The organism is Hahella ganghwensis DSM 17046, from assembly GCF_000376785.1.
Lineage (GTDB): Bacteria > Pseudomonadota > Gammaproteobacteria > Pseudomonadales > Oleiphilaceae > Hahella > Hahella ganghwensis.
This window is the reverse complement of sequence record NZ_AQXX01000064.1, coordinates 1-22,678: the sequence shown is the minus strand read 5'-3', so window position 1 is coordinate 22,678 and position 22,678 is coordinate 1. Positions and strand designations below refer to the sequence as shown.

18 protein-coding genes are annotated in these 22,678 nt (G+C 48.7%); 9 read left to right on the top strand and 9 right to left on the bottom strand.

The features are described 5' to 3' along the window. A partial coding sequence (locus tag F566_RS0102850; protein WP_020405465.1) for a transposase occupies nucleotides 1-197 on the bottom strand: 197 nt, incomplete at its 3' end. 136 nt (nucleotides 198-333) lie between these two features. Here F566_RS0102850 and F566_RS0102845 point away from each other — a divergent pair. From F566_RS0102845 to F566_RS0102835, 3 genes are read left to right on the top strand one after another with little or no spacing between them, the layout of a single operon-like run. Further along, nucleotides 334-1,770 (top strand): MATE family efflux transporter, encoded by a 1,437-nt coding sequence (locus F566_RS0102845; protein WP_020405464.1) that lies wholly within the window; start codon nucleotides 334-336, stop codon nucleotides 1,768-1,770. 38 nt (nucleotides 1,771-1,808) lie between these two features. After that, nucleotides 1,809-2,597: a hypothetical protein gene (locus tag F566_RS0102840; protein ID WP_020405463.1), complete on the top strand. Its 789-nt coding sequence runs from the start codon at nucleotides 1,809-1,811 to the stop codon at nucleotides 2,595-2,597. A gap of 24 nt (nucleotides 2,598-2,621) precedes the next feature. Then, nucleotides 2,622-3,176: a riboflavin biosynthesis intermediates N-glycosidase gene (locus F566_RS0102835; protein ID WP_020405462.1), complete on the top strand. Its 555-nt coding sequence runs from the start codon at nucleotides 2,622-2,624 to the stop codon at nucleotides 3,174-3,176. Between the two features lie 111 nt (nucleotides 3,177-3,287). Here the strand turns inward: F566_RS0102835 and F566_RS0102830 are convergent, their stop codons facing one another. Both F566_RS0102830 and F566_RS0102825 read right to left on the bottom strand, forming a co-directional pair. Then, complete coding sequence (locus F566_RS0102830) at nucleotides 3,288-4,298, bottom strand: Vgb family protein (protein ID WP_211210571.1); 1,011 nt, start codon at nucleotides 4,296-4,298, stop codon at nucleotides 3,288-3,290. A 146-nt stretch (nucleotides 4,299-4,444) separates the two neighbouring features. Then, the gene (locus tag F566_RS0102825) at nucleotides 4,445-4,687 is read right to left on the bottom strand and encodes a UPF0175 family protein (protein WP_020405460.1); all 243 of its coding nucleotides are present in this window, start codon (nucleotides 4,685-4,687) and stop codon (nucleotides 4,445-4,447) included. A 920-nt stretch (nucleotides 4,688-5,607) separates the two neighbouring features. Here F566_RS0102825 and F566_RS35135 point away from each other — a divergent pair. Next, nucleotides 5,608-6,690, top strand: coding sequence for an alpha/beta hydrolase family protein (locus F566_RS35135; RefSeq protein WP_020405459.1), 1,083 nt, complete (start codon nucleotides 5,608-5,610; stop codon nucleotides 6,688-6,690). Nucleotides 6,691-6,766: 76 nt separating this feature from the next. Here F566_RS35135 and F566_RS31725 read toward each other — a convergent pair whose 3' ends face one another. Continuing rightward, the gene (locus F566_RS31725) at nucleotides 6,767-7,225 is read right to left on the bottom strand and encodes a hypothetical protein (RefSeq protein ID WP_020405458.1); all 459 of its coding nucleotides are present in this window, start codon (nucleotides 7,223-7,225) and stop codon (nucleotides 6,767-6,769) included. Nucleotides 7,226-7,351: 126 nt separating this feature from the next. Between F566_RS31725 and F566_RS0102810 the strand changes: the two genes are divergently transcribed. Continuing rightward, on the top strand, nucleotides 7,352-8,038 hold the full coding sequence (locus F566_RS0102810) for an MlaD family protein (RefSeq protein WP_020405457.1): 687 nt from the start codon (nucleotides 7,352-7,354) through the stop codon (nucleotides 8,036-8,038). A gap of 33 nt (nucleotides 8,039-8,071) precedes the next feature. Here F566_RS0102810 and F566_RS0102805 read toward each other — a convergent pair whose 3' ends face one another. The 5 genes from F566_RS0102805 to F566_RS31720 all read right to left on the bottom strand — a co-directional run bounded on the left by F566_RS0102805 (nucleotide 8,072) and on the right by F566_RS31720 (nucleotide 15,203). Beyond that, the gene (locus tag F566_RS0102805) at nucleotides 8,072-10,039 is read right to left on the bottom strand and encodes a methyl-accepting chemotaxis protein (protein WP_020405456.1); all 1,968 of its coding nucleotides are present in this window, start codon (nucleotides 10,037-10,039) and stop codon (nucleotides 8,072-8,074) included. A 229-nt stretch (nucleotides 10,040-10,268) separates the two neighbouring features. Then, nucleotides 10,269-10,511 (bottom strand): hypothetical protein, encoded by a 243-nt coding sequence (locus F566_RS0102800; protein WP_157496594.1) that lies wholly within the window; start codon nucleotides 10,509-10,511, stop codon nucleotides 10,269-10,271. Between the two features lie 110 nt (nucleotides 10,512-10,621). After that, entirely contained in the window at nucleotides 10,622-12,298 is a 1,677-nt protein-coding gene (locus tag F566_RS0102795; protein WP_020405454.1) for a phosphatidylinositol-specific phospholipase C domain-containing protein, read from the bottom strand. Between the two features lie 193 nt (nucleotides 12,299-12,491). Beyond that, entirely contained in the window at nucleotides 12,492-12,947 is a 456-nt protein-coding gene (locus F566_RS0102790; protein ID WP_020405453.1) for a hypothetical protein, read from the bottom strand. Between the two features lie 189 nt (nucleotides 12,948-13,136). After that, a complete protein-coding gene (locus F566_RS31720) occupies nucleotides 13,137-15,203 on the bottom strand; it encodes a hypothetical protein (RefSeq protein ID WP_020405452.1) in 2,067 nt (688 codons plus the stop codon). Nucleotides 15,204-15,949: 746 nt separating this feature from the next. Here F566_RS31720 and F566_RS0102780 point away from each other — a divergent pair. The 4 genes from F566_RS0102780 (at nucleotide 15,950) to F566_RS0102765 (ending at nucleotide 22,390) form a co-directional block, all read left to right on the top strand. Continuing rightward, nucleotides 15,950-17,194, top strand: coding sequence for an alpha/beta hydrolase (locus F566_RS0102780; protein WP_020405451.1), 1,245 nt, complete (start codon nucleotides 15,950-15,952; stop codon nucleotides 17,192-17,194). Nucleotides 17,195-17,263: 69 nt separating this feature from the next. Continuing rightward, nucleotides 17,264-17,902, top strand: a complete 639-nt coding sequence (locus F566_RS0102775; protein WP_020405450.1) for a TetR/AcrR family transcriptional regulator — start codon at nucleotides 17,264-17,266, stop codon at nucleotides 17,900-17,902. Beyond that, the gene (locus F566_RS0102770; protein WP_020405449.1) at nucleotides 17,899-19,269 is read left to right on the top strand and encodes an efflux RND transporter periplasmic adaptor subunit; all 1,371 of its coding nucleotides are present in this window, start codon (nucleotides 17,899-17,901) and stop codon (nucleotides 19,267-19,269) included. Before F566_RS0102775 ends, F566_RS0102770 begins: the two co-directional genes overlap by 4 nt. A gap of 1 nt (nucleotide 19,270) precedes the next feature. Further along, nucleotides 19,271-22,390 carry an efflux RND transporter permease subunit gene (locus F566_RS0102765; RefSeq protein ID WP_020405448.1) on the top strand — a complete coding sequence of 1,040 codons (3,120 nt, stop codon included), beginning with the start codon at nucleotides 19,271-19,273 and terminating at the stop codon, nucleotides 22,388-22,390. Nucleotides 22,391-22,678: the final 288 nt, after the last annotated feature.

The window sequence follows — 22,678 nt, the reverse complement described above, 5'->3', positions numbered from 1 at the left end:
AATGCCGACGTGGTAGAGCCGAGTTTCTTCGCGTCGCTGATCCAGCGTCGAACCAGATTGGCATTGAGCCCGTTATCCAGAGCGATGGCAGAAACAGAGACCCCCGGCTGTTGGCAGGCAGCAATAATCTTAGCTTTAAATTCTGCGGAATATTGGCGACGTTTTCTGGAGGAGCGAGGTGCGCTTATGACAATCATAACAAGTGTCCACTAAAAAATAAGTGGACACTATCCAGTCAGTTGGTAGCGCGCTCAAGATGGGGTTACCGGACGCTTACGTTAATCTAAGATCCCTTCGTTTTATACGTTTTCATTCCGAAGCAAGGAAAGTTGCATGCAGGCAGTATTCACCCAAGGCTCAATCATGCGTCACATACTGGTCATGACATTATCCAGCACTGTGGGTCTATTGAGTTTGTTTCTGGTTGATCTTGTGGACATGTATTTCCTCAGTCTTCTTGGTCAGCAGGAATTGGCGGCAGCTGTGGGGTTCGCCGGCACATTACTATTCTTTCTGACCGCCATCAGTATTGCTCTGTCGATCGGCATGGGCGCTAAAGTTTCCCAGTCTCTCGGGCAAAAACGGGTGGACAAGGCACGTCAATATTGCGTGCACACCCTGATTTTCAGCTTTTTATTTACCTTTGCCGTTGTCATACCCGTATGGGTGGGAAGTCGCACATTGCTGAGTTTTCTCGGCGCGGAAGGCCGAACGCTTGAGCTCGCCCTTATCTACACCCACATACTATTGCCTTCGACACCTGTGTTGGCCATGGCGATGGGGTTGGCCAGTGCCTTAAGAGCCGCCGGTGATCCACGCCGTTCCATGTATGCGATAGCCGCAGGCGGTTTGGCGAATGCGATATTGGACCCGATTCTGATATTTGGACTGGATATGGAAATTGCAGGTGCGGCATGGTCTTCATTTATTGCCCGTTTTGTCATTCTGGGCATTGCCGGCACCTACGTGATCAAACGCCACAAATTACTCACTTCCCCCAAATGGTCTGAGTGGTGGATTGATCTGAGATCTCTGGCAACCGTGTCCGGTCCGGCGATGCTGACCAACCTTGCCACACCGGTAGGCAGCAGTTACGTCATGAAAACCATGGCGGAGTTCGGTGACGATGCGGTTGCCGGCGCCGCCATTATCGGGCGAATAGTCCCTGTCGCCTTCTGCGGTCTTTTTGCATTATCAGGCGCTGTCGGCCCGATTATCGGCCAGAATATGGGGGCAGGAGATTATTACCGTGTAAGACGCACACTGGGCGATGCCTCAAGATTTATTGCCGGATATGTCATGATCGTCTGGGCCTTGCTGTATTTTCTGAGTGACTTCATCGTGGCGTCATTTGATGCCACAGAAGACGCCCGGTACCTGATCAACCAGTACTGTCTGTGGATCGCACCGGGATTCTTCTTCAACGGCCTGCTGTTTGTCGCCAACGCCTGCTTCAACAATATTAATTCGGCCTATCTGGCCACCCTGTTTAACTTCTCAAGAGCCTTTTTGGGAACGATTCCTTTTGTCGCCCTGCTCTCCAGCCAGTTCGGCGCAATAGGCGTATTGGCAGGAGAAATTGCCGGGGGATTGGTTTTCGGCACCCTGGCAATGGGCACCGCCGTATATCGTGTCACCCACCTCACCCGCTCCATGACAGAACCCGAGGATACTGACACCGTAAAAGAGTCCAACGCCTGCCAATGGAGTTACTGTTCAGAGAAAAGTGCTCTGGGACAACAGGTAGTGGAATCTGCTGAGAGCAATTAATCACCAGCCCAACCCATAAATGAACAGGTAAGATTTCATTGGCCATAAGCAAATTATTTCTCCGAGGATTGGCAGGTTGCGGTGTTGTATTATTCAGCACCATTTTGCTTATCACCTTTTTAAACCTGGGCTTTGTGGAAAACTCGGCCTTGAACTTCCTTAAAAGCGAAGTCACTACTCAGATGAATGAGCGAGCTGACCAGCTATTGGGTATTCATTCGCCAAATCCAAACCTGATTCAACAGGCGTTTCTGGCTAAGTACGAAAAAGAAGTTCCCATATTGAGGGAAGAGATGGCCAACGCGCTAGAAAAGGCGGCCACGCACTTTATTGAAACAAAAAATGGGAAGAGTATGGCCCCCAATCTATTCCACCAATTTCTCGTGACGTATCCAGTCGCCAGCGAACTTAACAGATATGAGGTATTCAGGTCGCTGCTAAATAAATTCGGCAATGCTATACCGGAAATATACCAGCAGACCTGGCAGTCTCTGCTTTCGGATATACGATTCTTTTCCACAGTGAATCTGGGTAGCTTTCTTCTCATTCTATTTCTGACCGTTGTCTTAAAGAAATTTCCCGCTTATGTATCAGCCTGCGCCTGGATACTTCTGATATCTACCTGTATCAGCATTTCTATATATCTATACGGACAGAATTGGTTCTATACGATTCTGTTCAATGAATACTACGGAACGGGTTACCTGACTCTACTTACCTGTATTTTCAGTTACCTGCTGTTTAGAATTGCCACCGAATACCTGTTTATTCAGACCTTCGAGAGAAAAAACACACCTAAAGCAGATGGCAACTCTGGATCAAGATGAACAACCTAAATCCAGCAATTCAATATGCACAGCATCAGAAATAGAGACGATTTAGTTGACTATGTGAACCAGGGCAACCGGGTTAAATATGTCTTCTTTTGGGGACATCAGAAACCCAAATCAGGTGTTGGCAAAACCTGCTTCAGCCAATGGTACGACTCCCCGTTTGAGAGCGACGGGATCACTTATCAGACCGCCGAACATTATATGATGGCTGAGAAAGCCAGACTTTTCGGGGACCCACAGGCAGCCGAAAAAGTCATTGCTGCAGGAACCCCCGGCGAAGCCAAGAAAGTCGGTCGAGGAGTCCGGGGATTCGACGATAAAATCTGGCAGAAACACAGGTTCAATATTGTCGTCAAAGCCAATCTGCTGAAGTTCAGCCAAAATCCGGAACTCAAGGAATTCCTTCTCTCAACCGGAAAACGTGTCCTGGTAGAAGCCAGCCCGGTAGATAGAATTTGGGGAATTGGTCTGGCAGCAGATGACAACGCAGCAGAAAACCCTAATCGCTGGAAAGGGCTGAACCTGCTGGGCTTTGCGTTGATGGAAGTCCGCAGTCAGTTGGCGGCCACATGAGTGCTTCCGCATCCTCTCGATTGCGTCATGCCTACTTCTGCTCTACGCCCCTGATCAGTTATCTCTTCAGCGCCGATATGCCTTGCTGAGCCACAGAGAAGGCTGCATCACTTAGCGTGTAAAGATCACCATTAACTTATCTTGCCCTGACTCAGGCGCCCAAACCTCTCCCGGTCGACCCTGGATTTGTCTAACCTGCGCTGATGGGCTGGGAATTTTGACGGTAGTAAAAGTTTCCGAGAAGGGGTCAAAGCGGACAATGCTGTTATTGCCAAAATCACTCAACCAGACGTTATCCTGATCGTCCACGTAGATCGCATAGGCTTTAGGACTGTCGCCGGGTAGCTTCCATTCACGCCATTTATCCGTTTCGGGGTCATAAACCGCCACTTGCCCCGCCGTCCATTCACTGACCCAGATGCGATTTTTAGAATCCGCCCAGACACGTCGTGCACCCTGGTTCGGTGTGGGAGGATCAATAGGATGAGCCTCGCCGCTGCCGGTATCCACACGTGCGATATGGCTACCCGCCAAGGAAGCGTAATAGACCTCACCATCAGGCGTTGTGTGGATACCATAGGGACCCGAACCTCTTGGGGATTTGAACACTTCGACTTTTCCATTAGCTGGATCAACACGCCCGTAATAGCCTGACTGTCCTGTGAACCAAAGCACTCCATGGAGATCGAAACTGGCAGTGTTGAGATTGGTATAGGGGGTGCCTTCAGGCATTGGGAACTTGGTAACGACTTTGCTTTCCGGGTCAACTCGAACAATGACATTCTGGCCACCGTCGGTAATCCAGGGAGCACCATCTGGACCAACAATGACACCATGTGGTGCAGAACCCTCACCCAGAGGTATATGCTCTGTTTGTCCGGTATCGGGATCCAGATACCCCAGCGCGCCCTGGCGTTGCGCGGTGTACCACACACCTCCGTCAACAGCTGGCGCTACATCGTGCGGACGTGCTCCGGAGGGAACCGGGTATTCCCTGATGATAAGCTCGGCATTTACTATCGATGATAGTCCACTGCCAATCAGCAGCATCAACATCCATAACCATCTGGCAACTCGACAACATTGGCGAGTGTCATAACAAAAAACAGCGCTGTAAGGCATGATGTTCCTCCCCATAACTTGAAAGTTTTCTGGTGGAACTGCCGTGATTATAAACTGCTCAAATTATCGAGATAAAATTTACCGACGAAATGCTGTTGCCAGAAATCCGTAAGGATGGGCAAAGCCCACCCAGAGACTATCAGTTATCAGCGGCCAAATAGATTATTGTTCTTATCCGTATTGGTAGCCTCGTCAATGCCATAATTGAGAGGTTCATTCATATCTGAGATCAGATTGTGAAAGTCTGTTTCGCTGACTCCCACCATTTCCCCTGCTTTGGCTCCGCTGATTCTGTTCGCTCGGTAGAGTGCGACAGACAGAAGCTCCAGAGCTTCCTTTTCATCAATACCACAGGTTTGTGCTACGTCATCATTAATTTCTATTTTCATCACTTACTCCTTGTTGAATGATAATATTACCGCCACCTATTATGGTCAGCGATGTTACGGACGCCTCAAGACCGACATTATGGTAGGTTTAATGAGAGTTACTCAAGAACAACCGGAACCCGAAACCCAACCGCACAAATCAACCATTCAGCCTTATTAATATTATCTTTACACAATAATTGATTGATAATACAATTTGTAGCATGGATACATTTTGTACAACATCAAGGAAAGAGTTATGGAAAACATTAGTCAGGACAGATGCAACTACTGTGGCCAACCAACTTTAATCGAATAGCAATCTCACAGGTCTTACTACAATGAGAGCACAATTACGGTCAATACCATGCTAACTTGCCTGAACTGCCTCGCGTCTCCAAATAATCAATCCGGTGACCAGAAAAAGCTCAACTGACAGCTTACAAAGCTCTTTAGGAAGTTCTCAGTGTTATCGCTGAAGTAAATTCATATAGAATCTTTTAAGCCGATCCAGGCAACATTTGGCAATCAACAAAAATTATCGTATCAAAAAATGCTATTGCCACGAATATCGCAATTTGGCGATTCCTACTAAATCATATGCGAACATCAGAAGCATTGCGCAAAATCCATTTTCATCATCACTCAACTCTTGGCCGATTAGAGCCTGCGGTATGAATTGGACGAATTCTCGCAACTGGTTATAAGGTGATTGGTCAACATCAGCAGTACCCGGTTAATCACCGTTTCTTCTCAAGTATCGGTCCTGAAGAAAATCTTAATATCTACTCCACTAAACTAGAAAAAATCAAACACTCATTGGACAACGTACCTTAGAGACTCTGATCCCGGAGAATAAAATCACGGCCTTGAGTTCCAACAGTTGTTCATAACCTACCCGTGCAAGAACACACCAGTCACTACGATTATGGGGTAGTACTATGACCAGGCACATCAAAACGACTTTATGGTTATTAGCTTTAACATCAATTTTCCTAATCGCATTATTGCTTATTATTCTGGACCAACACGAACCCAAATATGGCCATCGTATCGACAAGATTTTTTCTCACAATGACACCCAGTTGAGTTCCACACTACTATTACCAGAAGGAAACGGGCCTTTTCCGCTGATGGTGTTTATTCACGGAGATGGGCCGACGAACCGCTGGGGCAATGACGGGTATATTCCTGTCATGAACCAGTTTCTAAAAAACGGTGTTGCCTGTTTAAGCTGGGATAAAGCAGGAGTCGAAGAATCATCGGGGAACTGGCTTGATCAAACGATGAGAGATCGGGCTGAAGAAGTTACTCAGGCAATAAAATCCATCAGAAGTAACCAATATATCGATTCTGAGAACATTGGCGTCATTGGTTTCTCCCAGGGCGGCTGGGTGCTATCAGAGCTTGCAGGAATGGATGCAGACATCAACTTCATGATTGCCGTTGGCGTTGCTATCAATTGGCAAAGCCAGTCTCAATACCTGCTGGAAAAAAGAATGTCCCTGCAGGGCTTTGATCAGGACCAGATTCATCGGGTGCAACAATATGAGGGGGATCTCATTGATAACGTTCTTCTGCCTCAAGCCCCCTATCATGAATACCTTTCAGCCATGCGCCAAAAAACGCCCTCCGAAGGCGCTTTAAACGAGCCAATGAGCAATGACCGATATCAGTTTGTTTTACATAATCTCAATGCTGATATGGAGAACGGCCTTTCTCAGGTGGATGTGCCGTTTCTTGGAATATTCGGGCAGGCAGATCTGAACGTCAATGTGCAGGAAAGTGTTTCTAAAATCTCCCAAATATTCGAGCAGTCCAAACACCAAAATTATCAATTGAAGGTTATACCGAATGCGACCCACAGCCTTCTAAACGCAGACTATTATAACTTTCAAACCTACCAGGAATGGTCAACGTTGGCTCAGATCAGCTATCTGTTAGAGGGACCAGATGCTTTTGCAGATGGATTTCTCGATTTACTGACAGAGTGGACAATGAGCGTCACGCAGTCTGGCGACTAAATGGAATAAACAACGAGCATCACCTACACCAAAGCCGTCTCTACAAGAGGTTTTGGTGTGGTTTCACCTCATAACCTCAACATGAGCCATCAGTTATCGGAGCGTCCTGAGCATAGTCCAGGCCACCAATCAGCAATCTGAACAAGATCAATGGCAGTCCGATAATGATGCTGGTGGTGACAACATCCAGAATGGAGTGATACCCCTGATAAAGCATGGCAATGGCATATAACAATAATGTCCCTATCACCCATTTTGCCCATTGAATGGAAATACTGATCGCAACACAGACTGCAATCGCAAAAGCGGTATGTGTACTGTAATCACCGCCGAAAGACTCCCATATCCCCAGCTTGCTATCCAGCAACATGAAACCATAGACCAGCAACAGACCCGAAAACAGAAACCCAAAACGTACGGAAGCCCTCACCAACTCCCGCCTGTACAGATCTTTCACCAGCAATCCGGACACAATCAGAAACAACAAGGGGTTTACCTTATCGCAGATGGCATCGATAATTTCGTATTCTGACATTTTCTTCCTTATCCGGTTTGTGTCCGTTCTCCCAGCGAGGTTGGTTTTATAATCGAACAGGAAGTTATTGTTCAAGTCTGAATGTTCAACAGACGAAAAGTATTATTAACTGACGGATAGAATTTGATGTTTCGAATGTGGAAAATCCTTCTGCTGCCTGCGCTAGCATTCCTGACCGCCTGCCAGACAGGTAATCTGGCCTTTCAGATTGAATATGATGATATCGATGGCCTTACGAAAGGCGCGCCTTTAACCTATGAAGATAACCCTATCGGCAGCGTCAGGGAGATCGAGTACACCGATCAGGGCGTATTTCTGGTGGGTGTAGAGATTGATAAAAATTTCAGGCATTTGGCAAACCACTCATCCCTGTTCTATGTCAGCGAAGATTCCAACGCCAATAAAATCGTGGAACTGGAGGAAGGAAACCCATCAGCAGATCAGTCACCGATAGAATCAGGCGAGCTCATCCAGGGGCATCACCGTATGGCAGGAATGAGTCAGAAACTTCAGAATCAATTCAGCAGTGCCATCGAATCTCTTTCCAGCAGTATACAGGATAGCTGGGAAAACTGGCGGGAAGAGACGTTGGATCAGCAGCTGCAGCTATTGGAGGAAGAGCTGGACCGTATGCAGTCTAAAGCTCAGGAACTCAGCGAGAGCATGCGTCAGGACTATGAAACCAGAATTCTGCCGGAACTGAAGGCGCATATTGAGACACTAAGAAAAGAGCTGGAAGAACTTGGTAGAGAAGATGAGATGGACAGCATCGAGCAGAAAATGGACAACCTGGAAGGATTGATAGAAGCCTGACCGGGACTCTGCCCCAGGCCAGGCGATAATCTGTTATTCCGTTCGAAACCTGGAAACCAGTTGGGTCAATTGCCGACTTAATTCAGTCTGTTTTGCACACAGTGATTCGACCTGACTGGACACTTCCGACACCTGGTTGGCGGACTCATTGATCGTCACGATATTTTTGTTGATATCCTCCGTCACCAAATGCTGCTCCTCAGTGGCGCTGGCCGTCTGAGTCGTCATATCACGAATCCTTTCCACTGCTGCTTCGATACTTTCAAATGCTTGCAAGGCTTCAGCGGATAACTCCACCGAGGCTTCCGACTCTTTTGAACTGCGCTCCATGGTGGCAGAAACATCTTTGGTACGCTGCACCAACTGAGTCAGAATCTTATTGATCTCCTCAGTGGAATCCTGGGTACGCTTGGCCAGGTTCCTCACTTCATCAGCCACAACGGCAAACCCTCGTCCCTGCTCTCCGGCACGGGCTGCCTCTATCGCGGCATTCAAAGCAAGCAAATTGGTTTGTTCAGCAATATCCTGGATAGTGGAGAGTATATTGTTGATATTGCCGGTTTCCTTTTCCAGCTCCAGAATAACCGTATTGGAGGAGCTGATACTGTTCCCGAGTTCCTCCACACTGGAAGCGCTGCGATTAATAATATCTTTGCCCACTTTGGTCGCCGACAGCCCTTCTTCAGATACCGTTGCTGTATCCACGCAATTCTTGGCAACCTCGTTGGCAGCGGAGGCCATTTCCGTCACAGCCGTAACGATCTGCTCAATCGAGGATAGCTGGTGGGAGGACGACTCCGCCATTTCCGTTGCGCTGCCATTGGTATCCAGCGATACCTCATCCATCTTAACAGCGGTCGACTTAATAGCCTGAATCATCTGCTGGGTCGATTCAATAAACTGGTTGAACCACTGCGCCAGCTCACCGGCTTCATCTTTAGAATCGACACTGATGCGGGTTGTAAGGTCTCCCTCCCCTTCTGCGATGGTCTTCAGGTTGTCTTTGACCGAGTTGATGGGGGTTACGATACGATTGGCGATATAAACCCCGGCGAATCCGAACAGCACCACCAGAATGATGCTTACCACGACGGTTGTTGCCGCCACGTCTTTCGCCCCGGCAAAGATCTCACTCTTTTCCATGAAGCCAACAAACTTCCAACCCAGATCGTCGGAATGATAGACGTTGGCCATGTATCCCACGCCATCTATTTCAAATTCAATAATGCCGGACTCAGTGTTGTTGATGATAGAGAAATACTCGGCATCCATATCGGAAATCGCATTAAAGTTATTCTCCGGATGCCCCCCATCCACCAGAATATTGCCACTTCCTTCCACAATCATCACATACCCGGTTTCGCCGAACTTAATCTGCTGAACCATGTCAGTCAGTGCCTTGAGGGATACATCAATGGCAACCACGCCTTCAAACGCTCCTTGACTGTTACGGAAGCCTTTTAACACAGAAACATACACAGCATCGTCGGGCTCATAATAGTAACCATCACGGCGCACCAGTTGATAGTTGCCGTCGCGCCCCATATCAAACCATGGCCGTTTTCGAGGATCCCAATTGCTGTAATCCGCGGTCCCGGGCCACTCCAGGTAGCCGCCCTGCTTATCTCCCATGTACACATAGCCCAGCATCGGGTTGTTATCACCTATGGCACTAAACAGTTCAAAAATCCGCTGTTCCCGGCCTCCGTTCTGCATGGCTATCTGCGAAGGCTTTTTGCCATCACCGAAATAAGTGGTCAATCCCCCCGATTCAGTATCCCCTACCGCGGAATAATCGGCCATGAAGGCAACGGTAAATCCGATAACATCGAAGAAGTTCTGGAAGGACTGATCGATAATGGAAATATCCAGATTACTGGCATCCAGGAATTGTTTTTCTGCTTGGGTGATAACATTGCGAACCGTGATGATCGCAACGATGAGGACAGGCAATAAAGTGGTGACGAGGAACGCCGTCAGTAGCTTAGTCTTTATTTTCATCAACTGTCTCCGGATAAAAATATAACGGGCCATTACTCAAAACAGTTGAATACCCGTTCGCGCCATCTTACAAAATAGAGAATAGTCAAGGTCAGCGGTTTTATCCACGAAACAGCCCCCCACTAAGAGGCGCGGAGAGCATGATCTGATCAGCCGGGTAAGGGTTTTAAGACAGGAAACTAACGACAGTTGGCTGAAGTGAAAAATCACTTCAGCCGTAGACTAATGATCAGGAAGCCTGAACCTGTGTATCACTCTGATGAGCAGAACTTCTTGGAACCTGAACCCGATACTCCGGGAACATGTTGACCGTTACTGTGAAATCAGCCTTGGTAGAACCAGCCAAATGCTTCAATCCCCACCAGTATTTAAGCTTCACAGTTTCTCCGGGCGGGATAGGAAGATCGTAAGTGACAAACTCATCTCCGGTCGGCTTGCCGCTGGAATCACAAAGATATGGATCCCAGGTCATTCCGTTGTCATCCAAGTCTAAAAATACTTTTGCCGCCATAATAGGAAAACGACCGGTCTGCACCTCTAGTTACAGGGTGCAGGCCGTATTTTTATATCTATAAAGGACGTTCAATCCCAACTCCAACGCTGGGATTTTCCACCGTGGAATGTCCACAAATGAGCCCGCATTCCATTCCCCCAAAAGGGATCTTTGATATCCAACGCCATATAGGGTGCGTTAGAGATACGGAAGGAGTTGCTGGTCCCCCGCAGCCACACCTGATTGGGGCCATCATGACAGGACCACAGATGTATTCTTGAACCTTCACTTGTCCCTGCCCCTGAAACATCGACGCATTTTTCCGGAGCACTCTTGTTGTGGATACGACCGAACTGATCCTGCCACCAGAGTTGGCTATCAGCCCCATGGCAGGACCACTGGTGAATTTCCGTGCCATTGGAAGTATTCCGACCTTCCAGATCCAGGCACTTGCCTTTATCGTTGCGCAGTTTTCGCCATTGGATCTCCCCATTATCGGCAGGAGGCGTCACCAGCGGGAAATCACCGGGCAACCAAACTCCTTCCTGATCCCTATCTGCATAATTGATCCATACAGAGCCAAAACCATGTGCGTCTTTGGCATTCTTCAGCAACCGATTATCGTACCCGTTCTTGGGAACGCTGAATTCATAGTCCTGACCAAACTCCTGCTGACACATATAAGCGCCATACTCCCATGTGGCACTGGTCTGGGTCACCTGCCACTGACCAGTGGCAGAGCTGTAACAGGCAAAGGGTTTGCTGTTGTTACAGTTGGCATCATTGAAGCGCCCATTCCCCCACTGCTCTGCACAATCTTCATTTCCGCCCCAATCATTGGGCTCATTTTCATTCCAACTCCAGATGGCCGCGATGAGGCGGCTATCAAACGCTTTTAACTGATCCAATCCAATAATTCCCAGATTGCATTCCATTCCCTGTGCCATCAACGCAGGGGTAATATCCTGGGGAGGATCACCGAATACGTCTGACAACTGAGTGCTGTCTTCATAGATCCGCACCAGATTGCTGCGGACAAAAGTGTTGGAGTATTTATTGGTATCGCAATCCGGGTATGGATGGAAATGATCGTTATCTGTTGGAAATCCGTAGTTGTATACCGTCTGCGCCCATCTGCTGCTACCGCAATTCCCGCCTATCAACATCACTTGTTTGCCAGCATTAAGTACGTCCGCCTTACTGATGTCCATAGGGAGGGTGCTGCAGGTACCAGGTTTGTATATGAGCGTTCCCAGGTGTTGATCAAGAATATTCACGACAGCGTCGTAATTGCCGTCCACATGTTCTTCCAGGTAAATAATCAGCACTTCCATACGATTTCGGGGTTGTTGTAACCAGGTGCTCACCTCTTTTACGCCGTCTTCAAACCGGCGATCGAATGCCGAGCATCCTGTATGGTCGCTGGTACCATGACACAGCAACAAGTCGCCATAGGTTTGATGAACATCCAGCTCCAGGGCCCGAATTCCCATATCCAGTTGATCCACCAGACTGTAGATGTGGTTCGGGTCCCAATAACTCCCCAGGTTTGCGTAGGCTTCTGAGTTATAACTGTTGTGGGTATATTGAAAACTGGCTCGCCCCAGAGGTTCCCCCATATCCAGAAGGCGTTGATAGGAGAGTGCCTGATGCGCCCAACTGTTAGTGAAATCCTCCACTTCGTTGGCCTGGACGAGAAGGCTGATGAGTACCAGCAGCAGAAAGCCGCCCAATCTTGAGATCGATCTTGGGAATAGGTTCAACATGAAAATGCCCCGTTTTATTATGCTTATATTCAATGAGCCAATGTTCAGGAGATCCTAATCTGAACACTGTTTAATTTTTCATCTGACAACATAGCCGGGGGACAACGTCTCCCCAAGGAACAGGTGCGTGAATTGACGGAGGGATCACAGGATGAGCAGAGAATTCACCAAATAGGGCATTTGGGTGAAGAAATCAGGCAAGACTCGTGGCACTGGCTTCAACGCCAGTGAATAGCGGCGAAAGTTGTTCTGCTTGAAATACCGAATACCAGTTTTTGATTTTTGAGGGGGCTTCGTATGCGACACAAGTGAGCCCGGAGCTCAGAACGTTCTGTGTGGAGGCGGCATCAGATACAGAATCGGGGTAAGACAACAGAACCTGTCCCTGGCGCAGCATGGCCAGCTCAGGTCCTTTGGGCTCTTTGACTTTGACGATCAGATGAGAAATTTCAAATACATGCTCAGCATGCTCCACCAGATAAGCACCAGCGGCCTCATACTCCTGGTCGGAAATTGCAACGTGCTGGCCAGCGCCTTTTTCCACAACGACCTTGTGGCCTTGGGAGGCCAGCTCCCTGACACCGGCCGGCGTCAAACCAACGCGTACTTTGTTGGCTTTTTTTTCTCTTGGTAGACCAATAATCAGCATACGTATTTGTTCTTATTTTTAAGCTTGGAGGCTGATTATATATCGTACAGCCAGTATATATATCTGATATTTTATCCTTTTCAGACTATTTTACTTTTTTTGTGGCGAGAAACAGTGAAATAACAACATGCCACAAATTTTGGTGATCATTCCTCTGGCGTCTTCAATTATCACATTGTTTTCGACAACTTAACCGGCCGCATGTTTTCCAGGATTCTTTCTGGTTGAGTTCCGTTTCTCCAGCGCAAGTTGGCGCACTTTGAGAAGATCCTCATCTGAATAAACGCCATTCACACCAGATATCGAGGCCAGTTGCATGCCGTGCTTCAATCCCAGTTTGTATATTTCCCGAACCTTCTCCCATTCGATATTCCGTCCCAGGGTAAAACACTCATAACGTCCTTCCAACGCCAGCACAATGGTCTCTGCAAGGCAGGCATAAACAACATTCTTGGATAACCCGATATTTTTCATGTTCACATGGCCAGGCAAACGAATCTCACCGGATTCAATCACTAAAACATCAGGCCGTTTTGCAACATCTTCAGGAGGGATATCCAAAGGTCTGGCAACATCCGTAATAACGCATCCGGGTTTGACCTTCATGATATCGAGAATTTTTTTGCCCGCTCCGGAGGTTGCGGTCACAGCCATATCCATTTCCGGTAGATATTTCCCGGTATGGGCGATGACATGCACAATCGTTCCAGGTGTTTCGTGTTCAATATCCTCTTTTAGTGCGAGTAGCTTTCCCGGCTCCGGAGACACCAGATAAATCTCTTCCACCGCTTTGGCAAGGAGGCGCGCGCATACGGATCCGATAGCACCGGTCGCTCCGACCACCATGGCCTTGCCGGCCATTTTTCCACTCTCGCCGATTTGCACCAACCCAAGCTTCTTTAAAGCATCATGCGCCGCCCAAAGAGCTCCGGAAGCACTGTAGCTATTGCCCGTTGTGATTGGCAGAGGCGCTCTCCTTGCAACAGTCACTCCCGCATCTCCCACCACTTTGGTGAAAGCCCCAAGCCCCATAATCTGCGCCCCCAGCTTCTTTGCCATTGAAGCTGCCGCCAGCAACCGGCGATAGGTAAACTCCGGACCATGAGCCATAATCTCCTTTGGGGTACCTCCGACAGTAATTAACCATCCCTCTGCCTGGGCACCTGTGGGAGATTCAATACCCGAAATTTTGGAGTACTTCATGGGAGGCGCGTAGGCCATAATTTTTTCCAGTACATTCATTGCCATCGGAGGTGCGACCCTGGTGACAAGATCCAGGGGTTTGGCATGACGGAAATACTGTTGGGATAAGGGATGAATCACAAAAGCAAAACGACTCTTCCTCTTGAATCCGTGAGGATAGAGAATCCTCGGCTCTAATTTCAGATCCGCAATTATTTCGAGATAATCATCGTCGGTGATATCCCCGCAATTCCTATCCAGGGCCGTCAGAATCAAGGCTTCGAGCACGACGATACTAATGGTTTGAGAAAATGGCTGAAGGGCATAATCGAGCACCATATCGACTCCCTTATCACCCAGCGTTTTCAAATCCCAATCAGACACCGCTGAAGTCAGCACAGTTTTACCAGCCAGTTCCTCCAGACCAAATGCTTCCAGTTCTTCCACACCTGCGACCACCATATCCGCTTTCTGCAAGGCTTTACAAATGATGAACTGATTCCACTCCTTTACAGGCGCCAATGAAGGGGACAAAACTTGCGGCGGCGTCCAGCGCAACAGCTGATGACTACCTTTGGCGAACAGCTCCAACGCACCGAAGGAGCTCAGAAACTTAGGAATTCCCAACTGCAGAACAGGATCAGCGAAACGCAGGTTCTCGGTGAATTCAGAAAGCACTCTGGCGGTCCGATAATGATTCATGCCACTAAAAACTAGAATCTTCGCATTATTAAAGTAACCTTTTTGAGCGTTCTGAGTATGCCGAACCGTCCATTCCTGTAAGATCTCACGAAGTCGCGTACCACTGGTGAAAACGGCCTGACTACTGAGATTTTCAAACTCCTTGATTAATTTCTGCTGCAGCTCAAATGGGCCTACATGCCGATGATCCCTTACTCCTTCCAAGCCAATGGCGTCTGACTTATCCTGCCAGTGGCAGATCAGTTCCCGCGCTCGGTTTAAATCATTGTCCACTCCTATCCTCTTGATCAGAAACGGCTGCCCAAAAAACTCCGTTGTAAATTCGTAATCTCCCTCAGAAGACCCCAGACTGATACTTACAACCGTTTTCATTCCAATTCTCCTATTTATCTTTATTTTCGATTATTAAATCAGGAAATAAGTCAGAAGTTTTTTGCCTGGATCAATGTTCTATCAAATTAGCAGAATACTCCCTACCCGTTGCGCCAACTGCCTTACAGGATGGCCTGTCAGCACTATGCCCCTACCTTGTGGGATATATCTCACAAGCATTACGGAAATGTAGACTTTTGCTCACGAACGACTTTATCTAATATTCATCATGCAGGGACGCAAAAGGAATTGAAGGACTTAGGGAACTCAAGGAAGCAGAAAATCACGGACGATAGCATTCAAGGAAGAAAGCAATTACGGATATCACCATCAGGGACCGATCGCAAGGATGCCTCAAGGAAGATCACTCGCCAAAGGATCAGGCTTCAGGGCATATATTGCGTCGGGAGCAACATGGATGTTTGCCCCGTCAATATTTGTTTACCCTCCTCCACTTCTTCTCTCATTTTATTCACTATCTTGTCATGATAAGCATTCCTGGTTTGTGTCTAAAGCCAGTAAGACAAAACAAATTCTTACCCAACAACTTCCCAATAAGTTTCTTGTTTTCAAATAACTCGCGTGTTCTAGCCTAGGGTCTGTGATAAGTTTTACTGCTAACTTATTCTCCCCGGCAAGGCCATGTCAGCCTCCAATCCTCTCAACTTCGAGCCGTCTGGTGCTGACATTTATCAGCACTCTGTGTTTGCCCTGTCAAACCCCCGATAGTTATCCCGGAGTTGGTGATGCCCTGGTTTATTACTTTCGCACTATTGAGCGCCTGGTTCAGTTACAACCTCTACCGTCCGATTCAATCTCAGAAACACGGTGCGGCAGTCAGCTTTCTCAGCGGATTGATGGTTGGTGAACTGGCCCTGCATCATCTCATCTTACAGATCATTATAGCCTTGTTATTCGTTTACTCAGGTGTCGTCACCGGCCTCTGGGGGGCGCTTTCTCTCCTATTGTTGCTGGGTAGCTGGGGTGCCATGGGTTACTACTACCTGACATCAGACACAGCCAAGGATCATATTGAAAAGGGGTTGAAACAAGGACTCGGTGAACATTACCTGACCCAAATCTCTCCAGAACTGAAAGAGACCCTTACCGACCAACTGGACTGGCAGCGTGTCTTGTTTCCACACAGAGCATTCCGCTCTCCTGTCGTGACCACCATCCGCAATATTATCTACCACGAAGTGAATGGGGTGCGCCTGAAACTGGATATACGACACCGCCATGACCAACCTCAGAACTGCCCGGTGCTGTTTCAAATACATGGAGGCGCCTGGACCTTCAGAATGGGAAGCAAGAATGAACAGGCTCTCCCGTTAATGAACTATCTGGCCGAGCAAGGTTGGGTGTGTGTCAGTATTGACTATCGCCTGAGCCCACTGGCCACCTTTCCGGATCATATTATTGACTGTAAACGGGCACTGCAGTGGGTAAAACAGCATATTCATGAGTATGGCGGCGACCCTGAATTCATCATTGCGACCGGAGGATCTGCCGGTGGGCATCTAAGCGCCTTACTGGCACTGACTCCAAATCTACCTGAGTTTCAGCCCGGATTTGAAGACTTTGACAGTTCCGTTCAGGGGTGCGTCAGCTTCTATGGTATCTATGACTTTCTGGATCACCACAAGCTGCAAGCCCACACAGGACTGCACGATCTATTGCAGGACTCTATCCTGAAAGCCAGCAAATCGGACAAGCCTGAACTTTATCGACTGGCATCCCCAATCACCCATATCGGCCCCCATGCCCCACCATTCCTGTTATTGCAGGGCGACAAAGATACGCTCGTGTCTCCCAGAGAAACCAGGATGTTTGCCGATGAATTGAGACAGGTTTCCAAGCAGCCGGTCGCCCTGATAGAACTCCCTGGAGCGCAGCACGCTTTTGACCTGTTTCCCTCATTGCGCAGCGAGCTTGTTCTGCACGGCGTCGTCAGGTATCTCAACTGGGTTTATTCCCAACGCCCTAGATAATTCGATTGAATTTTCACCAAAAGGAACTATCATGCTTATTTAATTAATCAATTGATAAACTAAATAAGCATGAGCAGATCACGCACACGTGGCCGCCCCAGCGACCCAGAGCTTCAGGAAAAACGAAAGGCGCAATTGATCAATGCCGCTTCAGAGCTTTTAAAATCAAAGAGCTATCGCAGCATTACAATTCGGGATCTGGCAGAAAAAGCGGGCACGCAATCAGCCATGGTCAGCTATTATTTCGGTAACAAGGAAGGATTGTTCATTGCCATGTTCGAAGCACTGGCAGATGAAAAGCTGACCCTGCTGCAAGAGGTTCTGCAAGGCAGCAACCCTCTGCGGGATTTTATCCACTCCCTGTTGAAAGTGTTTTCCAGATCCCCTCATATTTTGCAACTGGTCTCTGATGAAGTACTCACTCGGGATGGTCCGCTTCAGCGCAAGTTTATTGATATCCTGCCACGTCGCATGGCCAGTATTCTACCCAAAATACTGAAAGCTCAGCAGGACCGCGGCCTACTTCGTCGTGACTTGGATCCAAAATGGGCTGCATTCACTTTGATGACAATGCTGATTACCCCATTCGTCGTCAAACCTGTCAGAGAAATCGCCTGGACCATTACTGACGAAGAGCTCGCCAGCGATGCCTGGGCTGATCACATCTACCAATTATTCCTATCCGGTGTCGGCGGAGAACAACAATGACCCAAATTACCCGATCTCTCTTAAGCAAACGCTGGCTGTTACCGGTTGTGGTCATCGCAGGTATCGCCTGTGCGGTTCTTATCATCAAATCACGTCCGCCTATGGTCCATCAGAGCCCTGAAGAAAGCGGGGTCAAAGTCGGCTATGTTCCTGTGGAAACCTACCAGGTAAATCCTGAAATTGTAGGATACGGTGAGGTAAGCCCTGATGTATTACTGGACCTGCGAGCTGAAGTCAGCGGTAAGGTCACCTATGTACATCCACAACTGCGCAAGGGAGCAGTGCTCCCGGAACAAACCCTGGTAATTCAAATCGACAACCAGGATTATCAACTTGCCCTGAAACAGGCAGAATCCACGCTTGCACAGAGTCAGGCCAATCTGGATGAGTTGCAGCTTGCCCTGGAAGATGCCCACATAAACCTGAAACTGGCTAAAGAGAAGCTCGCGATCAGTGAAAAGGAACACCAACGTAATGAGGCGCTACTCCACAAAGGTTCCATTTCCAAATCCAATTATGACGCTCAACGTACCGCACTAATTCAGCAGCAGCAGGAAGTCCAGAACCTGCAAAACCAAGTTAAAACACTGCCGGTGAATATCAGGGTACAGGAAGCACAGATTGAGAAGTCCCGGGCGGAAGTCGATACGCAGGTACGCAATCTGGAACGTACGGAAATCCGGCTACCGTTTACGGCCCGCATCACATCCCTGAATACAGAAGAGAATCAATATGTCGCTCTCGGCAGTTCTTTGTTCGCCGCGCAAACCATTGATCGCGTACAGATTAACGCACAATTCGCCCTTGATGACTTCCGCCTTCTGGCCACAAGTTTTGGTGAGTTCAGCATTCAGAAAGACGCCATTACCTGGAACGGATTACCTAAAACTGCCAGCTTCATTGACCAACTGTCACTCTCTGCTCAAGTCAGCCTTGCCGGCGTTGAAGGGAGCAATTGGACAGGCAAGGTGACTCAGATCAGCAATAACCTTGATCCATCATCACGGACACTGGGTGCCACAGTGGTAGTCGAAGATCCATATAAAGATATCAAGCCAGGCATCAAACCTCCTCTGGTTGAGGGGATGTACACTGAAGTCCGTCTTACCGGAAGACCCGTCCCTTATCAGGTGATCCCCAGATCAGCTATACACGAAGGCCAAGTGTACACCGTCACACCGGATAATCGTCTGCAAAGAGTCCCACTGAAGGGTTTCAAGCAGGACAAAATGCTACTACTGAAAGACGCTCTGGATCCCAGCCTGAAGATCATCACAACTGACCTGTTTCCTGCTGTCGAGGGGATGAAACTGAACCCCTACCAGGACACCTCAGCGACCCAAGTAATTCAGCAATGGGTGCAGTAATATGATTCGTTTTTTTACAGCGCACCCGACAGCTGCCAATCTGCTAATGGGGCTATTTATGCTGGCAGGCATCGTAACCCTGCCGGATATCAAACGGGAAACTTTTCCCGAAATTGACGAATTCGAGGTCACAGTCACCATCGCTTATCCAGGCGCAACTCCTGTTGATGTGGAACAGGCCATTTGCAAGCCATTGGAAGATGCCATGGACGGTATCAGTTTCATGGAGGAGAAGCGCTGTCAGGCCAGGGAATCGCTGGCCATCATGACCTTGAAGATGGTTGAGGAAGGCAACTTCGACAAGTTCATTGATGACGTTAAGACCTCCGTAGACGGCGTCAACAGTTTCCCAGAGGACAGCGAACTCCCGATTGTGGAAGAGAAAGGTCGTACACAGGAAGTCATCACCCTTGCCGTCACCGCCAACCTGCCCAGGCCTGAATTAAAAACTCTGGCGGAAGAGGTAAAACAGCGAATTCTCCAGACTACCGATATCCCCTTGGTTGATATTGAAGGCTTTGGTGAGAGGGAGTTCCAGATTCAAGTGCCGCAATATAACCTGCGCCAATACGGGCTCAGCCTTCAGGACATAGCCAATCTGGTGGCACAGCAAAACCTGGATATGCCTGCCGGTGACCTGACGACTGATCATCGTCAATACCAGATTCGATTTAATGACGAAAAACGCACCGCAGAGGCCCTGGAAGAATTGATCGTCATTCAGGGGACAGATGGTGCCGAAGTTCGTCTGGGAGATATCGCCACGATCATCAATGGTTTTGATAATGATGACACTCAGGTGACTTACAACGGCACCCCGGCAGCATTTTTGAAAATCAGTAAAAACACCCTGGATGACAGCCTGGATATACTGGCCCAGACGGAATCATTTATAGGGCAAGAACAAAAACGCCTTCCCCCGGAAGTTCAGCTTTACCTGACCAAGGACTTTACCAGCATCATCCAGGACCGGATCAATATGCTGAGCACCAATGCCTGGCAGGGATTGGTGCTGGTATTTGCCGTCATGTGGCTGTTTTTCAGCCTCCGTTACGCTTTCTGGGTTGTCATGGGTCTACCCGTATCTTTTCTGGCCAGCGCATTTGTGCTGGGACATATGGGAGTCAGCATCAACATGCTGTCGATGGTCGCCCTGTTACTGGCCCTGGGGATACTGATGGACGACGCCATCGTGATCAGTGAGAGTATCGGCAGTCAGAGACACAAGGGAAAATCCCCTCTACAGTCGGTGATTGATGGCACCAAAATGGTCGCGCCCGGAGTATTCTCCTCGTTTCTGACCACTCTGTGTGTTTTCTCGGGGTTACTCACCATTACCGGTAATATCGGACAAATACTGATCGCTATACCGATTGTTCTGATATCAGTCATCACCGTCTCACTGATTGAAGCTTTCTGCATCCTGCCTCACCATCTTTACCACTCCATGCATCAGCATCAGAATGAAGAACCATCGAGGTTCAGAGCAGCTTTTGACGACTACTTTGAGAAAGTCCGAAAAAAAATCGACGGTGTTGTCGCGACGCTGATCCGGATTCGGTACGCATTTGTTGGAGGGGTCATTGCATTGTTTATTGTATCAGCCAGCCTGATGGCCTCCGGCATCATCCCCTTCTCGGCCTTTCCATCGGTTGAAGGTGACATTCTTCAGGCTCGGGTGCTGATGCCGACAGGCACACCGTTAGCCACCACACAAAAGATGGTAGGTGAGCTGGAGCATAAACTACAACTGGCAGCACGACCCTATAATGAGTCTCAAGGCGAAGATGTTATAAAGGCAATCACCGTAAATTACGGTCTCAATGCCGATGCATTTGAGACCGGGCCACATCTTGCCACCCTCAGTGTGGACGTCCTGACAGCAGAATCCAGAAATTTCTCAATCAACGATCTGAAGCGCGACTGGATACAGCAATCCCAGGATTTACAGGGAGCCTGGAGCATTGCCGTCAAGGAGCCGAGCCTCGGACCTGCCGGTCGAGCCATTGAAATCCGCCTCAGCGGCCCTGACCTGAATGACCTTTCCAGGGCATCTCACGAAATCCAGAACTGGCTGTCCGGCTATCCCGGCGTGAACAACCTGCTGGATGACCTTCGCCCTGGAAAACCGGAGTTCACCCTACACCTGAAAGAAGGCGCCTACAGCCTTGGAATCAATGCCCAGACTATTGCGGCACAGCTGCGCGCAGGTTTTCAGGGAAGTGATGTGATCGAAACCAGTGTGGGGCAGGAAGTTTACTCGGTGGTTGTAGAGCTTGATGAGGCATCGAAAGATGAATTGGCAGATTTCGACCGCTTTCCCATCATCCACCCACAAACCGGAATAGCGGTCCCTCTCTCACATGTAGCGGATATCGTCCCTACACGCGGTTACTCAAGAATCCATCGTATCGGTAACCAGCGCACAGTGACGATCCTGGGAGATATTGATAGCCGCGTGAATAACACCAATGCAGTCATCAAGGACCTGCAAACGAGTTTTCTACCAGAACTGATGCAGCACTACCCTGATGTCACCCTGACTTTCAAAGGAGAGGTTGCTGAAGGCAATGAGACCAGAGCCTCGATGCTAAGCGCCATGCTACTGGGGCTGGCCGGCATTTTTATCCTGCTCAGCTTTCAGTTTCGATCCTACTACGAACCAATTATTGTCATGCTGAACATACCGCTCGCGCTCATCGGCGTAATCTGGGGACACTGGTTGATGGGGCTGGACATCACCATGCCCTCACTCCTTGGATTTGTTTCTCTTGCAGGAATTGTGGTCAATGATTCCATTTTGCTGGTGGAATTTGTTAAACACCGTGTATCAGAGGGATTGAGCATTCATGATGCCGCCGCCAAAGCAAGTCATGACCGTTTCAGGGCGGTTCTGCTGACTTCTCTGACCACCATTGCGGGGATGACCCCTCTGTTATTCGAAACCAGTCTGCAAGCCCAGGTACTGATTCCCCTTGCGACCAGCATTGTGTTCGGTATTGCCAGCTCCACACTATTGGTGTTGTTTGTCATTCCATGTTGCTATGCCATCCTGGAAGACTTCGGGCTCGCCAATCCAACACGGGAAACAGGGAGCCATGCCCAGATGAGTGGCACCTGACTGAACTGTTAGAACTGAGACGATCTAAGGAGAGTCTGAATAACCCCAAGGTTCTGAGGTAATTCAAACTCTCGACGATATATGGCCGAATATTCAGAGTGTTTTTCCGGCCATTTTGGATCTTCCCCCCCTGTGGGGCGTCATCTGGGCTCACTGCCCCTATACCTGCAGCTCTTTCCTTGCCATCAGCAGATTGCTGAAGGCCGCCAACAGATAGAGCCGGCTCTTGTTCTTGGCCAAGCCTCGATAGCGGACTTTGTCGTAACCAAACACCTGCTTGATGTATCT

What these genes read in the sequence shown, in the direction of transcription:
- F566_RS0102845 (WP_020405464.1), top strand. Translation starts at nt 334, where the DNA reads ATGCAGGCAGTATTCACCCAAGGCTCAATCATGCGTCACATACTGGTC.
- F566_RS0102835 (WP_020405462.1), top strand. Translation starts at nt 2,622, where the DNA reads ATGCACAGCATCAGAAATAGAGACGATTTAGTTGACTATGTGAACCAG.
- F566_RS0102830 (WP_211210571.1), bottom strand. Translation starts at nt 4,298, where the DNA reads ATGCCTTACAGCGCTGTTTTTTGTTATGACACTCGCCAATGTTGTCGA.
- F566_RS0102825 (WP_020405460.1), bottom strand. Translation starts at nt 4,687, where the DNA reads ATGAAAATAGAAATTAATGATGACGTAGCACAAACCTGTGGTATTGAT.
- F566_RS35135 (WP_020405459.1), top strand. Translation starts at nt 5,608, where the DNA reads ATGACCAGGCACATCAAAACGACTTTATGGTTATTAGCTTTAACATCA.
- F566_RS31725 (WP_020405458.1), bottom strand. Translation starts at nt 7,225, where the DNA reads ATGTCAGAATACGAAATTATCGATGCCATCTGCGATAAGGTAAACCCC.
- F566_RS0102810 (WP_020405457.1), top strand. Translation starts at nt 7,352, where the DNA reads ATGTTTCGAATGTGGAAAATCCTTCTGCTGCCTGCGCTAGCATTCCTG.
- F566_RS0102805 (WP_020405456.1), bottom strand. Translation starts at nt 10,039, where the DNA reads ATGAAAATAAAGACTAAGCTACTGACGGCGTTCCTCGTCACCACTTTA.
- F566_RS0102800 (WP_157496594.1), bottom strand. Translation starts at nt 10,511, where the DNA reads ATGACCTGGGATCCATATCTTTGTGATTCCAGCGGCAAGCCGACCGGA.
- F566_RS0102795 (WP_020405454.1), bottom strand. Translation starts at nt 12,298, where the DNA reads ATGTTGAACCTATTCCCAAGATCGATCTCAAGATTGGGCGGCTTTCTG.
- F566_RS0102790 (WP_020405453.1), bottom strand. Translation starts at nt 12,947, where the DNA reads ATGCTGATTATTGGTCTACCAAGAGAAAAAAAAGCCAACAAAGTACGC.
- F566_RS31720 (WP_020405452.1), bottom strand. Translation starts at nt 15,203, where the DNA reads ATGAAAACGGTTGTAAGTATCAGTCTGGGGTCTTCTGAGGGAGATTAC.
- F566_RS0102780 (WP_020405451.1), top strand. Translation starts at nt 15,950, where the DNA reads ATGCCCTGGTTTATTACTTTCGCACTATTGAGCGCCTGGTTCAGTTAC.
- F566_RS0102775 (WP_020405450.1), top strand. Translation starts at nt 17,264, where the DNA reads ATGAGCAGATCACGCACACGTGGCCGCCCCAGCGACCCAGAGCTTCAG.
- F566_RS0102770 (WP_020405449.1), top strand. Translation starts at nt 17,899, where the DNA reads ATGACCCAAATTACCCGATCTCTCTTAAGCAAACGCTGGCTGTTACCG.
- F566_RS0102765 (WP_020405448.1), top strand. Translation starts at nt 19,271, where the DNA reads ATGATTCGTTTTTTTACAGCGCACCCGACAGCTGCCAATCTGCTAATG.